Annotated in this window: 11 protein-coding genes; 8 read left to right on the top strand and 3 right to left on the bottom strand. The window is 47.0% G+C overall.

What is annotated here, in order from left to right; all coding sequences use genetic code 11:
- Nucleotides 1-202: 202 nt before the first annotated feature.
- The gene (locus tag KIK04_RS03080) at nt 203-751 is read right to left on the bottom strand and encodes a YhcN/YlaJ family sporulation lipoprotein (protein WP_232276871.1); all 549 of its coding nucleotides are present in this window, start codon (nt 749-751) and stop codon (nt 203-205) included.
- Nucleotides 752-894: 143 nt separating this feature from the next.
- On the opposite strand from KIK04_RS03080, the gene KIK04_RS03075 reads away from it, so the two are divergent.
- Nucleotides 895-2,229, top strand: a complete 1,335-nt coding sequence (locus KIK04_RS03075; RefSeq protein WP_232276870.1) for a PhoH family protein — start codon at nt 895-897, stop codon at nt 2,227-2,229.
- A 169-nt stretch (nt 2,230-2,398) separates the two neighbouring features.
- Complete coding sequence (locus KIK04_RS03070; protein WP_232276869.1) at nt 2,399-3,838, top strand: extracellular solute-binding protein; 1,440 nt, start codon at nt 2,399-2,401, stop codon at nt 3,836-3,838.
- A gap of 82 nt (nt 3,839-3,920) precedes the next feature.
- Here the strand turns inward: KIK04_RS03070 and KIK04_RS03065 are convergent, their stop codons facing one another.
- Entirely contained in the window at nt 3,921-5,033 is a 1,113-nt protein-coding gene (locus tag KIK04_RS03065; protein WP_232276868.1) for a hypothetical protein, read from the bottom strand.
- Nucleotides 5,034-5,130: 97 nt separating this feature from the next.
- On the opposite strand from KIK04_RS03065, the gene KIK04_RS03060 reads away from it, so the two are divergent.
- Entirely contained in the window at nt 5,131-6,237 is a 1,107-nt protein-coding gene (locus tag KIK04_RS03060) for a class I SAM-dependent methyltransferase (RefSeq protein ID WP_232276867.1), read from the top strand.
- A gap of 154 nt (nt 6,238-6,391) precedes the next feature.
- Here the strand turns inward: KIK04_RS03060 and KIK04_RS03055 are convergent, their stop codons facing one another.
- Nucleotides 6,392-6,628, bottom strand: a complete 237-nt coding sequence (locus KIK04_RS03055; RefSeq protein WP_232276866.1) for a DUF2626 domain-containing protein — start codon at nt 6,626-6,628, stop codon at nt 6,392-6,394.
- Between the two features lie 344 nt (nt 6,629-6,972).
- On the opposite strand from KIK04_RS03055, the gene KIK04_RS03050 reads away from it, so the two are divergent.
- The 5 genes from KIK04_RS03050 to KIK04_RS03030 all read left to right on the top strand — a co-directional run bounded on the left by KIK04_RS03050 (nt 6,973) and on the right by KIK04_RS03030 (nt 12,360).
- The gene (locus KIK04_RS03050; RefSeq protein WP_232276865.1) at nt 6,973-7,617 is read left to right on the top strand and encodes an RsfA family transcriptional regulator; all 645 of its coding nucleotides are present in this window, start codon (nt 6,973-6,975) and stop codon (nt 7,615-7,617) included.
- A gap of 176 nt (nt 7,618-7,793) precedes the next feature.
- Nucleotides 7,794-8,792 carry a ketopantoate reductase family protein gene (locus KIK04_RS03045; protein ID WP_232276864.1) on the top strand — a complete coding sequence of 333 codons (999 nt, stop codon included), beginning with the start codon at nt 7,794-7,796 and terminating at the stop codon, nt 8,790-8,792.
- A gap of 73 nt (nt 8,793-8,865) precedes the next feature.
- Nucleotides 8,866-9,252, top strand: coding sequence for a DUF3397 domain-containing protein (locus KIK04_RS03040; protein ID WP_232276863.1), 387 nt, complete (start codon nt 8,866-8,868; stop codon nt 9,250-9,252).
- Between the two features lie 87 nt (nt 9,253-9,339).
- Nucleotides 9,340-10,968, top strand: coding sequence for a bacillithiol biosynthesis cysteine-adding enzyme BshC (gene bshC / locus KIK04_RS03035; RefSeq protein ID WP_232276862.1), 1,629 nt, complete (start codon nt 9,340-9,342; stop codon nt 10,966-10,968).
- Nucleotides 10,969-11,085: 117 nt separating this feature from the next.
- Entirely contained in the window at nt 11,086-12,360 is a 1,275-nt protein-coding gene (locus tag KIK04_RS03030) for an adenosylhomocysteinase (RefSeq protein WP_232276861.1), read from the top strand.
- Nucleotides 12,361-12,513 lie beyond the last annotated feature (153 nt).

The raw sequence follows: 12,513 nt of genomic DNA, 5'->3' as shown, positions 1-12,513 counted from the left end.
TCATGCTTTGAATCAACACACAAAAGCAATACTTAGCTTCATGCCGATAAATTACGCTTGCTTTGTGGTGCGTGCTAATAAGCATGCTTACGAGCAAAGCGAACATAGGAAAGCCTAGTGGGTACGTATGTCCACTAGGCTTTTTGTACTTTCCGCAGGCATGTCCAAGATAAGGCTGCATCTGTAGTTGGTTGAGCATGTGCTACATGGATTGATTTAGCTTCGGATTGTCTGTGTCTGGCGATATTTTTTTAATTTTGCTTGGCCACTGCGGCACGATGCGGCCCATAATGTCTGCTAGCTCCTCTGTAAATCCGGAAATCGGCCTGCCTTGCTGAATATCTCTGGAAATTTCCCGCAGACGATTATTAAGATCGAGATCTGCCGTCACAATGGCGTTTGCGCCGTATGGATCCTTGCTTAACGCTTCAGCTACCGAATATTTCATCGTTCCTACGCGAGATCGCTCCAGATTGCCATCGACATCAATGCCGACGATAGCGGTATTCCCAAACACAACACAGTTAACGCCGCGCACACCAGGTACACTTTTCGCTAATTGCGTCAGGCGATGCTTTACAGCGTTTGCATCGTGAATCGTACGTTTGCCTGTTTGTTGAGCGTTGATGTTGGCGTTTGAGTGGGGTGAGGGCGCTGTCTGGTGTTGACTGGCTTGCTGCTTCGGATTATTGCATCCCACACAACTCATTAACATGCCAAATACGAGCATCACGGTTAGCAACATATGCATGAATCATCGATCCTTTCACATCAAGATGGTGGATAAGAAGTGCAGCTTCGCTCCCAACTTGCCTTAGTGTGAGCGACGATTGCAAATTTTATGTAATTGCCAATGAAGCCAAGTGTGCTGTTTATGTTGAGGGGGTAAAGTTAATGAGCAAAATATTTGTACTGGACACGAATGTATTGCTTCATGATCCGAACGCGATTTTTGCCTTTGCCACTCATGACGTTATTATTCCAGCAATCGTGTTGGAGGAGATTGACTCAAAGAAGCGGAATGCAGACGAAATCGGTCGCAATGCGCGCACAGTATCGCGGCTGCTAGACAGCTTACGCGAGCTAGGCCACTTGCATAGCGGCGTTACACTCCCACATGGCGGAAAGTTAAAAGTGGAGCTGAATCATCGCAGCTTCGCTAAAGTGCAAGAAATGTTCGATGAAATTACGAACGATAACCGCTTACTGGCCGTTGCGCTCAATTATCATATGGAACAACAGCCGTTAGAGCAGCCAGCTGTAGTGGTGCTTGTGAGCAAGGATGTGCTTGTGCGCATTAAAGCTGACGTGCTGGGGTTGCATACGGAAGACTATTTATCCGATCGGACGGTGCAGTCAGGAGAACAGCTATATGCCGGACAGCTGACGTTCTTCGTCCATCCGAGCATTATTGATGAGTTTTATACGTATCGGGTGCTGCTCGTGAAGCGGCTAGCGCTAAATACGAAGCTATATCCACATGAATTTGTTATTTTGAAAGACGAAATGGGTTCAAGTAAGTCCGCATTGACGAAAGTGAGTGCAGATGGAAACAAGCTAGAGCCTTTACATTTTAGCAGCGACCCTGTCTGGGGAATTACAGCTCGCAACGCACAGCAGCGCATGGCGTTTGAACTGCTGTTGAATGATGATATTCCGCTCGTTACGCTATCAGGCAAGGCGGGTACAGGAAAAACGTTGCTTACGCTAGCTGCTGGACTGTTGAAAGTAGAGGATGAACACAAGTATAAGAAACTTGTCATTGCGAGGCCGGTCGTGCCCATGGGAAAAGACATCGGTTACTTACCAGGGGAAAAGGAAGAGAAGTTACGCCCGTGGATGCAGCCGATCTATGATAATTTAGAGTATTTGTTCGATACGAAGAAGAGCGGGGATATTGAAAAAATTTTACTTGGGATGGGCAACATTCAGGTAGAAGCGTTAACGTACATTCGTGGTCGCTCGATTCCAGGTCAGTTCATTATTATTGATGAGGCACAAAATTTATCTAAGCACGAAGTGAAAACGATTGTAACCCGCGTCGGGGAAGGAAGTAAAATTGTGCTGCTGGGCGATCCAGAGCAAATTGACCACCCTTACTTGGACAGTGCCAGCAACGGTTTGACGTATTTGATCGAACGGTTTAAACAGGAAAGCATCAGCGGCCACATTACGTTGGAAAAAGGCGAGCGTTCACGTTTGGCGCAGCTGGCAGCTGATTTGCTGTAATCGTAGTAGCATAAGCCTGCTGATGACTTAGTTGTCTCGGCAGGCCTTTTTGTGCTTATGGCAAGGGGGTGCAGCAGACAAGACAACTTCACGGTGCTAAAATAGACAATGTGGGTGATATTGGTTGATTCCTGCTTCACCAAGCTAGGCACGACGAAGGGAGAGTTCGATGCCGAAATTAAAACACACCGTTACGGTAATCATTATGGTCGCCATCTCATTCGTTCTGTTGGTTCAATTTATGGGGATCGCCCCTAACGATGTAGAACGCCCTTTAGCGGTCGACAACACGACAACAGAACCGACAGTCGATGATCAAGCTGCAAATAGCGAGAAGCGTCTTACCGTCGCTGTCAGCTTATCTCCTGTGGCATATGATGAATTGCAGCGCTTAACCAAATCGTTTAGCGAAGAGACGCGCATTGCTGTTGATCTGGTTCATGTTGCAGAAAAAGAAGAAGCTGCGACGTGGACGAATCAATTGACATTGCGAGAAGGCGCGGATGTGCTACTTATCGATAGTAAAGATGTACAGGCTTATGCCAAACGGGGCTGGTTGTTACCAGTAGATTCGTTATCAAGTGGTGGCGAATCATGGCCAGATTGGTTAGGAAGTCAAGTGAAGTGGAACGGTGTCACGTGGGCAATTCCTGCTTACCTTGATCCTTATGTGCTTGTGTGGAATAAGGAAGCGTTAAAGCGTACGTTTGGGAAAGAACGGCCTCCAAATACTTCAAATGAATGGCAGAATTGGCTCGCAGCATTAGCAGGCCAGTCGCAAGTAAGCCAACCGCAAGCAGGCCAATCGCAGTCACACGTGGGCAAATCTATGCAACAAGTTAACAGGCCTGCATGGCAGCTTGCCCTGCACACGAATGAGCAGCCAAGCACGGCTGTACGGCCACCAGATCATTGGTTTGCATGGAACGAGGAAGATGAGTGGGCACTTATGTCGCTGTTATGGCGACTTGGCGCGCTGCATCCTGAGCAAGAGAACATTGTAAACACGCTCACGAATTGGCGGGGCGAGAAGCGAACCAGCCATACAGAAGCGGTCGTATGGACACAGAACATGTCCCAACTGGAAGCTTTTAGACCGCATATGCGTCCGTGGGCGCCGACTTTGAACGCCGCTGATAAATGGAGCCGACTAAAGTCAGGACAAGTGTTATTTACGGTAGTCCGCTATTCAGAAGCGATAGCTGAAGTGAATGCGGCGTTGATGATCGAGCCGCCTATGTATTCTAATTCGGCCGTTGCCCAGTGGGTCATTAGCCCAAGCTATGCGATTGCTGCCCACTCTGAGCGCACAGAGGAAGCGAAGCGCTGGATTACATATATGAATCAGGTGCATGTCCAACGACAATGGCTTGATGCGAGATCACTGTTGCCCGTTCATAAACAAGCGTACAGCGCTACCCATGCACCTGACTGGGCAGCACGCTTTATCGAGCGTGAGAAGAGTCGTATGTCGTATATCGTAAAGGACAACGCTACGTTGTTAGTAGGCATAGGTCTATTACGTCAGTGGCTGGATGGGACGATTCCGCTTGAACAACTGAATGTGCAGTGGAAAACAGTATGGGACCCGGTGCGCAACCGACAATAGGGAAGCATGGAACTAGATTGTGCCCAAGCTTCCTGCGTACCATTTCTCGCTTCCCTAATCGGAATCAAGCCTCAATAATGGTTTACAAATTTGTAGTTAGCTTAACGGTAATCTCGCCTTTGTCTACGGTTACTTCTTTTGCCACGATAAAAGACACGAGCTGCTGCGGATAAAAGCCAAGATCGAACTGGTCTTCTAAATCTTGAATCGTCGACTGTGGCAGCTCTAATCCGTTGAATTTCAAACGTTGAACATGGAAGCGGATAACATTTTGCGGCTCCGTTTCAATCGTATAGTTGCCCGCAATTAATACGCGCAGACCGTCACGCTCTCCTTCTGCAACAATGAGATCATCTTCAAATCGGAAGGCGAACGGTTTGAAGATTTCATTTTCCTGCCGCAAAAATTCGTTTAGTTGCTCGTCTTTAATTCGTACCGTGTAATTGAAGCCATCGATAGACATGTTGCCTTCTTTTTTAATGAACTGCGGTAAGTTGTGCATAGCTGATGCCATTGCCCGAAAATAATAACGAACCTCGTATAGGCCTACACTTTTCCAATATACGGTGAACTCATCAATCAGCTTGCTCATCGCCTCTGGATTACCGCTGCTTGCTAAATCTTTATCAAACTGTCGCTGCAACGATGCTACTCGATCTCGCTGTGCGACGAGTTGACTGCGCACACTGTTTAGTTCACGCTCACTTTTTTCATGTGTCACTTTTAACTCTTTTAAATGTTTCATTTGGTTATTATAGGCTTGTAGCACTTTGTGATCGGATTCGAAAAATAAATGAAAATAGTCAAATAAAGCTAACATGTCCTGCCATTGCTTGGCGGACAGCATCGCTTGCAACAGCATGTCCCGCTCACCTATGTAATAGCTGCGCAGTACGCGTCCTGCGCGTTCACGCTGCTTGGCAGCGAGCTGTTCATGCTCGATTAATTGTTGCTCAGTCGTACGTTTTTTATCTGAAGCCCCGCGCTCTCGTTGCCCGATGCGCTCGATTTCTTTATCTAACTCGGTGAGCGACAAGCTTTGTTGCAGCAATTTCAACTCTTCTGGTGAGGGCTGTTCGCTGCCCAAAAATGGAATAGTAGGTTGAGCTCGCATCGCACCCGGAATAATCGTGATTATGATGGAAGTGATCAACAGGGTAAGCAATGTGCGGGTTATCCGCTTCCCTCTAAACATAAGGACCTCCTTAACGCGTGTTGCATATTCATAGTCTTTGATTTGGCTGGACAAGCCATAACAAGTTGAAACAAAAGAGACGGAAAGGAAGAGTCCCATGTCCCATTATCAATTGAATAGGCCATTGGTTCAACACTTAATTTACCAAATGAATGAATCACCTCTTGGGGCGCTCTCATTTTCTACTTATATGGACGCTTGTCTGTACCACCCCACACATGGTTACTATATGAGCGATCGCTCCAAAGTAGGACGCGACGGTGACTTTTACACGAGTGCGTATATCGGGTCCATTATGGCAGATATGATAGGCAACTATGTGCAGCGAACGCTTCAAGCACGGGGATGGTCGGCAACGAACTTGACCGTTGTGGAATGGGGTGCAGGTACGGGGAGGCTTGCTGTACAGCTGAATGAAAGGCTCCAGCAATTGCAAATTCCTATCGGACAATATGCGATTGTTGAAACGAGCCCGTATCATCGTGCTCAAGCAGAGGCTGCATTGTGCCAACGGGGCTTTGCAGCCGCTTTTTGGGATGAACGCAACTATTTGCAATTTGTAGCGCATAACCCTGTAATTGTGATCGCGAATGAACTGCTAGATGCCTTTCCCGTAGAGAGGATTCGGTTTCGGAATCGTCAATTGGAACAGTGCTACGTCGTATGGAATGAGGACTGCGCGCAATTTCAAGCGATGTGGCGGCCGGCTTCTGCCCCATTACTGCGCTGGGTTGAAGAACAACAGCTATCATTGGCAGACAACCTTATTTACGAAGCAAGTGTCGTCATGAGCAATTGGCTGCAACAAATGGTCGCAGCGTCCACGCAAGCCGAATTCGTGTTCATTGATTACGGAGATACGACCGAGCATTTGACCGCCTCCTATAGGATGGAGGGCACTTTAATGTGCTATTACCGTCATCAAGCGCATGATGACCCGTTTAGTTACATAGGTGAACAAGATATAACCTCGATGGTGGACTTTGACATCAGTCAACGGGCTGCCCGTTTAGCAGGTGCAGCCACTGTCAATTTGATGACGCAGAAGCAGTTTTTGCTGGAGCAAGGCATTTTACAGGAGCTGCAAGCACATACCGAAAAGGACCCGTTTAGCGACAAGGCTCGGCGAAACCGATCCATTCGTCAACTGCTCTTGAGCGATCAAATGAGCGAACGTTTTCATGTGCTTACCGTGTCCAAGTAACTTCATGTGTAGCTCTGTAGCTCTGTGGCTCTGTGGCTCTGTGAAGGGTATTCAGCTTGATTCCCCATAAATTTAAAATGACCGATGTCAAATGACATCGGTCGTTACTGCGTTGAAATGTTAAGTTTACTCTTACTCGTGCTCAATCCGTTCATTAATAAGGCTTGCCCATAACGAAAACGGACCAGTACGAAAATCCAGTAAAGCAGACTACCATGTACCCCCAGAACAGGAGTATATATGTACGCTCGGTCAATTTCAAATAGCCCAAACCTACAAAGAAAGCAGTTTGCATGAAGAAGAGCAGCGCCATTTCAACCATGTGTCCTGCAAAAGCCATCAGGCCGAAGACTAATGTCCAGAAACCGAGTACGCGATACATCCGTGCCACGATTCATCCCCCTCTCGTTACAAACGGTGCAACCAACATTTTCTAAAGCCATTATAGCCTTCGTGTCACATGGTGTAAACTGCCAACCGTGACTAAATATCAAACATTTTGTGTACAACATCGTTATTGTGACATTGCGTATGGACATTAGCACGTATTTTTCCTAGGAAAAATGGATATACATTTTAGTATCCAATAGATTCTATGAACTCTACCATGGGCATAGAAATGGAATATGCGGTTTATAACCGACAGGTATCCCTGTTCGATTGATTCGGTTGCAATCGTTCAGAGGTGCTGTTCACAACCGGAACGAATGATGGATGTAGTTAGGAGGTTATCGTATGACGGCAATCAGACAAGATGCTTGGACAGCGGACGACGATTTAATTTTGGCAGAGGTGACATTACGACATATTCGCGAAGGAAGTACGCAACTAGCTGCTTTTGAAGAGGTTGGTGAAAAAATAGGGCGGACTTCTGCTGCATGCGGTTTTCGATGGAACAGTTTTGTGCGTAAAAAATATGAGGCAGCCATCCAACTAGCAAAAGCGCAAAGACAAAAACGCAATTTTATAAAAAAGCAGCCACTTGGTGCTCAAGTAGCGTCAATTGCATTGACAGACGGAGAAGATTTAGGTGTGAAGGTGGACGCCATAACGGAGGATTCACTGTCCTTAGACATGGTCATCCGGTTTTTACGGCAATGGCGTAATAGCTATCAAGATTTGGCACGTTACGTGAAGCAAATCGAAAAAGAGTTGCAAGACAAAGAGGAACAAATGTCACGTTTACAGGCAGAGAACAATGTGCTATCCAAGCAAGTAAATGAAGTGCAGAGCGACTACAGAACAGTAAATGATGATTACAAAGCGCTTATTCAAATTATGGATCGCGCACGCCGCTTAGCTATTTTAAGTGAAGAAGAGGAAGAAAATAAAACCCGCTTTCGTATGGATGCAAACGGCAATCTGGAACGAATAGAGTAGTCAATAGATGCTTTACCATATTCACATCTTGCCATCATGACCAATCCAGAAAATGTAGGGGACGTGAAAAGCGCCTTGCAAGCAGAAGCTTGTATAGGTGCTTTTTTGTGTTTTTGCAGCTTGTTTGTTATAAATGTAGGTACGTCTAAGTTGTAATGAAGTAAGGAGGAAGAAGTGTGAAGGTGGACATTATAGGGGCGGGCTCATTAGGCTTGTTGTTCACATCCAAGCTGCTGCTGGCCTTGAATGCAGATAACGAATCGAACGCCATGAGTGAAGCGGGTAAGTCTCTCGATCATGACACCCAAATTAGCGGGGTCCGGCTGTGGACACGAACGGAGGAACAAGCCCGAATCATTAGAGAAGAAGGTATTCGTATCGTGTCGTTGGAAGGTGAAGAGCGGACTGTATCGTGTCCAGAGACGTACTCATTTCAAACGGCTAAAGAACGGCTTATTTCCATGAATGAAAAAGTAGAGTGCCTATGGTTATTCGTCAAGCAAACGCATCTGGACGAGTCGTTTATGAAACAATTGGTTGAATGGCCACGTTATGCTAGTAAGGAAACGCTAGTATGTTTTCAAAATGGTGTTGGGCATTTGGAACGTTTGCGTAAGGAATGGCCACTTGTATTGGCCGCGGTCACAACAGAGGCGGCCAAAAGAGAAGGATCCAACGTTGTGCGCAGGACGGGTACGGGGACGACGTTTATCGGTGAAACGAGTGTTTCGGATGAAAAGGTAAGTGGATTTGTGAAAAATATGCTGAATTTGGCAGGATTTCAGGTATTTTTGTCGAACAACATCGAAGATATGATGTTTCGAAAATTAGTCGTTAACGCCGTAATCAATCCGCTGACGACAGTGTTAAGTATACAAAATGGGGAACTGTTAGCTACTGAGGAACGTATACAGCTAATGAAACTCATTTTGGCAGAAGTCGTCGCCGTCTTCACAGCTGCTCAGATTCCTATCAAGGAACACGAAGCTTGGGAGCAAATTGTGACGGTTTGCGAGCGAACGGCACGCAATACATCATCTATGCTTCAGGATCGCATAGCGGGAAACAAGACAGAAATAGATGCCATCACTGGCGCAATTTTGCGTATGGCGGCACAACATCATGTGCAAGTGCCGATGCAGCAAGCGCTATATCGTATCATCCAAGCGATGTAACGGTTCAAGTTTGCGCTTTGCACGCATTGAACAGCACTTGCGACATTTCGGGAGAGGAGCGTGCCTAGATACAATGTGGCAATTGTTATCTAACTCATTTGTACTTTTTTCGGTGTTGCCGTTTTTTCCTTTTATTATTGCATGGTTTATAGCTTCTTATTTTGTTCGACCACGGAAAAAAGCGTTTATGGTTGCGATGGACGTTACGACCGCGTTTCTTATTGCATCTGTATCGGGATTGTATAACGTTATATTTAACTCTCAGCTCGGTCTATATTGGTTTTTACTGTTGCTGCTCGTCTCGGGAGGACTATTAGGAAGTTTGCAGCAGCGTAAATACGGAAAAGTAGATATGCCTAAATTGTTGCGTACGATTTGGCGTATTTCATTTTTTGCATTTACTGTGCTATATCTTGTGTTGATGCCAATCGGTGTAATTAAATACATATCTACCATGTAATGATTTATGTATCGAGAACTTCGCTTTGACGGGTCCAAGCCGCATTGTGTACAATCAATACGAAACAGAAATGGAGGGCGGCTTATCATGAATTGGCCCGTGATGAACATTCCGGTACAGCAAGCATTAGTTCAACAATACATAGAACGTTCAACGTCTATTGTTCATAATTTATACGAATTCCATCCTGATGAAGATTGGGAACAGCGTGTGCAGTGGTTGCAGGATGCCGACCATTTGCGTGCAGATCGCGCTAGCTTGGTGGAGACGCTTAGAAACTACAACAAGGTATATAATGATCATCCTCGTGTTATGCAATCGCTAGATCGATTGGCTAACGAAGAAGCGGTAGTTGTCGTAGGTGGGCAGCAAGGTGGATTGTTTACGGGACCGCTGCTCGTTGTTCATAAAGCGATTTCGATTATCCGTATGGCGCAGGAGGCAGAGGAAAAGCTCGGCCGACCTGTAATCCCTGTATTTTGGATCGCTGGCGAAGATCATGATTACGATGAAGTTAACCATGCCTACCTGCTTTCAGCCGAACCGGCATTACAGCGAGTACGGTTGGAGAAGCCGACGGAGCTGCGAGCGCCAGTCAGCCGTATTAAGCTGACAGAGTCGGATTGGGAGCAAGTGCTGACTGCAGCGGAAGAATGGTTGCCAGCTACCGAGTTCAAGCCGGATTTGATGGAGCGAATGCGCCAAACGGCGCGTCGTTCGACTTCGCTGACAGATGCCTTCGCACATATGCTAAGCGACTGGTTCGGCCCATACGGTCTTGTCTTGCTTGATTCCGATGACCCAGCGTTACGGCGTCTGGAGAAACCGATGTTTCAATCGCTGATCCAAGGTAACGAGTGTTTGGAGCAGGCATTGTTGGCAAGTGAGCAGGATATTGCAGCACAAGGATTCGCTATTCAGGCAGAACGCGGTAGAAACAGTGCCAACTTATTCGTTGTACACGAAGGGGAACGGCGCTTGCTATATAAAGAAGGTGACCTCTTTCAGGATCGCAGCGGTACGGTAAGCTGGGATAAGGAACAGCTGCTGCTGCATTTGGATCAGCACCCTGAGCAATTTAGCAACAATGTACTTACGCGTCCATTGATGCAAGAATATTTATTCCCTGTGCTCGCGACTGTACTTGGCCCAGGTGAACTGGCCTACTGGGCGCAGACGAAGCGTGCGTTTCATGCGTTCCGCATGCGCATGCCAATGCTATGGTCACGCATGAGCTTTACGTGCATGGAAGGCACGCTGAATAAGCTGCTTACCAAGTACGAGCTAACGGCTGAAGATATTTGCAGCCGTTACGCGGAGAAGCGCGCTGAGTGGCTTACAGCGCAAGATGAATTGCGCCTAGATGAGAGATTCGCGGCGATGAAAGCAAATGTGGATGCTCAGTATGGTGAATTGCTAGATGCGTTATCCACCACGCTGCCTAGTCTCGGCAAACTAGGTGATACGAATCGTGCTAAAGTGCTGGAGCAGATCGACTTCTTGCGCAATCGTGCGCACGATGCACTGCACAAACAGCATGAGTCTGGTTTGCGGCAATGGGAGCGACTGAAACTAGCGTTGTGGCCGCTCGACAAACCGCAGGAGCGGGTATTGAACCCACTCATGTACGAATGTCGTTATGGAAAAGACTGGTTTAAGCCCCTGATGGAGGCTCCGGTCGTATGGCAAGGGGAACATCGTCTCGTACTGCTGTAACAGTCATGGACTATCATAGCAGCATGATCATACACCATGAATGAGCACAAATGACACGATACGGCGAAGCGAGATGTCCATATAATCTTTTGCAATGTGGGAAGGATGGTTCAGTAAATGAGTCAGTCAACAAAAGCAGCGCAAGACAGCATTATTCACGACATATCTTTAGCCCCAGAAGGTCACTTGAAAATTGATTGGGTTCAGGCGCATATGCCTGTATTGAATCGGATTCGCGAGCAATTTGAGCGCGAGCAGCCATTTAAAGGGTTGAAAGTTACGATTTCACTACACTTGGAAGCAAAGACAGCTTATTTGGCGAAAGTTGTGCAAGCCGGTGGTGCAGAAGTTACGATCACAGGCAGCAACCCGTTATCTACGCAAGATGACGTATGTGCGGCATTGGTGGAAGATGGCGTTACCGTGTTCGCAAAATATAACCCAGAACCTGAAGAGTATAAGCAATTGCTCATTCGTGCGTTGGAGAATAAGCCTGATCTCATTATTGATGATGGCGGCGATTTGATTTCCATTCTTCATACCGAGCGCCCCGATTTGCGGGTTAACGTTCGCGGTGGTGCAGAAGAGACGACAACAGGCATTTTGCGCCTGAAGGCGATGGAAAAGGACGGCACGCTTACATTCCCGATGGTTGCCGTTAACGACGCACAGTGCAAATATTTGTTTGATAACCGTTATGGAACAGGACAGTCCGTCTGGGACGGTATTAACCGGACGACGAACTTGGTTGTCGCTGGAAAAACAGTTGTCGTAGTCGGTTACGGCTGGTGTGGCAAAGGCGTTGCACTTCGTGCAAAAGGACTCGGGGCGAACGTTGTCGTCACCGAAATCGACGCGGTTAAAGGCGTTGAAGCTTACATGGATGGCTTTGCTGTGCTTCCGATGTCGGAAGCTGCGCGTGTCGGCGACATCTTCGTTACAGTAACGGGGAATCGCGACGTTATACGCGGCGAGCATTATGATGTGATGAAGGACGGGGCAATCTTGTCCAACGCGGGTCACTTTGACGTTGAGGTAAACAAGCTGGAGCTTGCAGAGCGCGCGACTAGCGTTCGTAGAGTACGCCACAACATTGAGGAGTACAGCCTCCAAGATGGACGCAGCATCTATTTACTTGCTGAAGGTCGTCTCGTTAATTTGGCGGCTGGTGATGGTCATCCTGCGGAAATTATGGATATGACGTTTGCCTTGCAAGCGATGTCCTTGAAGTATGTAAATGACCAACATGAGCAGATCGGCAATAAGGTTGTGAACGTGCCTTATGAGCTGGATGAGCAAGTTGCTCGTTATAAGCTTGAGTCGCTTGGGATCACGATTGACAAGTTAAGTGCGGAGCAAAGTGCCTACTTAGATAGCTGGCAGGAGCACTAAGCTCGAAGTTCTTAACAAGCTAACAAGCTAAAGAGCTACCAGAGCATCTAAGCCCATAAGCACGGTGTGGACTGATCTAATCCTATGCAATCGATATTGAATAGAGGCGTTTACGACTATGGTCGTGAGCGCCTTTTTTTTGCGCCTACGTTT

Source organism: Paenibacillus sp. 481, from assembly GCF_021223605.1.
GTDB lineage: Bacteria > Bacillota > Bacilli > Paenibacillales > Paenibacillaceae > Paenibacillus_B.
This window is presented reverse-complemented; position numbering and strand designations above follow the sequence as displayed.

Coding starts and splice junctions, on each gene's coding strand:
- KIK04_RS03080 (WP_232276871.1), bottom strand. CDS start 751: ATGCATATGTTGCTAACCGTGATGCTCGTATTTGGCATGTTAATGAGT.
- KIK04_RS03075 (WP_232276870.1), top strand. CDS start 895: ATGAGCAAAATATTTGTACTGGACACGAATGTATTGCTTCATGATCCG.
- KIK04_RS03070 (WP_232276869.1), top strand. CDS start 2,399: ATGCCGAAATTAAAACACACCGTTACGGTAATCATTATGGTCGCCATC.
- KIK04_RS03065 (WP_232276868.1), bottom strand. CDS start 5,033: ATGTTTAGAGGGAAGCGGATAACCCGCACATTGCTTACCCTGTTGATC.
- KIK04_RS03060 (WP_232276867.1), top strand. CDS start 5,131: ATGTCCCATTATCAATTGAATAGGCCATTGGTTCAACACTTAATTTAC.
- KIK04_RS03050 (WP_232276865.1), top strand. CDS start 6,973: ATGACGGCAATCAGACAAGATGCTTGGACAGCGGACGACGATTTAATT.
- KIK04_RS03040 (WP_232276863.1), top strand. CDS start 8,866: ATGTGGCAATTGTTATCTAACTCATTTGTACTTTTTTCGGTGTTGCCG.
- bshC (WP_232276862.1), top strand. CDS start 9,340: ATGAATTGGCCCGTGATGAACATTCCGGTACAGCAAGCATTAGTTCAA.
- KIK04_RS03030 (WP_232276861.1), top strand. CDS start 11,086: ATGAGTCAGTCAACAAAAGCAGCGCAAGACAGCATTATTCACGACATA.